General features: G+C 67.6%; 2 protein-coding genes. Both read left to right on the top strand.

Going from position 1 to position 1,208, the window contains the following annotated elements; genetic code table 11:
* Window positions 1-389: hypothetical protein (locus DFP89_RS20485; protein WP_181870422.1), on the top strand; the 389-nt coding region annotated here is incomplete at its 5' end.
* Window positions 390-562: 173 nt separating this feature from the next.
* Window positions 563-1,208: hypothetical protein (locus tag DFP89_RS20075; protein WP_147273382.1), on the top strand; the 646-nt coding region annotated here is incomplete at its 3' end.

Raw genomic sequence — 1,208 nt, 5'->3', positions numbered from 1 at the left:
AATGCCTGCATTACGACCAGAGCGACCGCCGTGTCGAAGGGCAGGGCTCGGCACGGGTGCCGGGTGATCTGGTCCGGGTCATGCTGCGTCAGGCGATCTCGGACCGGTCCGATACGCCGAAAAAGCGCCTGCAATTCGACGCGCCCTCCGAGGTGCGGTTCTTTTGCAGCACCGCCCGCCCGGCCTTCGGGATGCAGGGTGGCGGCGGCTATCAGGGGCTGAACCTCGGCCAGATCTCTGGTGCGACGGAACTGGTTGCGAACATGTATCTGCGCGCCTGCCATCCGGGCGTGGATCCCGGCCGGAACATCGAAGCGACGCTGCAAGGCCTTGGCTATCTTCCGACGCCAGACAGGACGTTTGCCAGCTTCGATGCGCTGATCCGCTAGGATCTCTGCGTCCGGGCCGCGATGCGCAACGCGGACAGCTGACGAACGCAGCCCCCGCGCGGCGCGACGACACGCCGCCCGACAATCCCTTGCCCATGCCCCAGCCCCAGCCACCGCCGCGTCGCCGCGCGGCGGATATCCCGCTTTTATGCCCGTTTCCAGAGGACGCCCCCATGCTCAAGACCCTCGCCCTGACCACCTGCCTTGGCCTGATCCTGGCCACGCCGTCGCTGGCCGAAACCTACACCGACCCCGATCCCGCCTGGTGGAACGCCTTTCTGGATACCCTCGATGGCACCGCGCCCGACCTTGAATCGCAAGCGCTGCAGGATCCCGAATATCTCGCTGCCGATGAGTTCAGCCGCGACGAGGCGATGACCAGGGTCATGGCCCGCCTTGCCGCTGACCGCGCCACGCTCGACCCGGCCAGTGCCGAGGTGGTGCTGTCGATCCGCGCCGATTTCGGCGATTATGACAGCGCTCGCGGCGGCTTTCCGGTGAGCATCTTCACCCCGACCTCGCGCCTGCCGTTGTCCATGGGCCGCAGCCTGTTCTTTCGCAACTGGCAGGATGTCGCGCTGTTCCCGGCGACGCGGGACGAAGGCCGGGCCCTGCGCCAGAAGATCGGTCAGGACAGCCTGCTGGCGCGGGTCGACATCCGCGACATCCGCAAATCCCGGACCCGCAGCGGCGGCTACGAAGGCCATGTCGCCCGCGTCACCTATTCCACCACCACGGGCAGCGAGATCGGCCAGATCATCCCGCCCGACGCCATCGCCGCAGATCCCGCTGTCGTCGCCGCACAGACCGAGGCCGCGC

It is taken from the genome of Paracoccus lutimaris, assembly GCF_003337565.1.
In the GTDB taxonomy this organism is placed as follows: Bacteria; Pseudomonadota; Alphaproteobacteria; order Rhodobacterales; family Rhodobacteraceae; genus Paracoccus; species Paracoccus lutimaris.
This window is presented reverse-complemented; position numbering and strand designations above follow the sequence as displayed.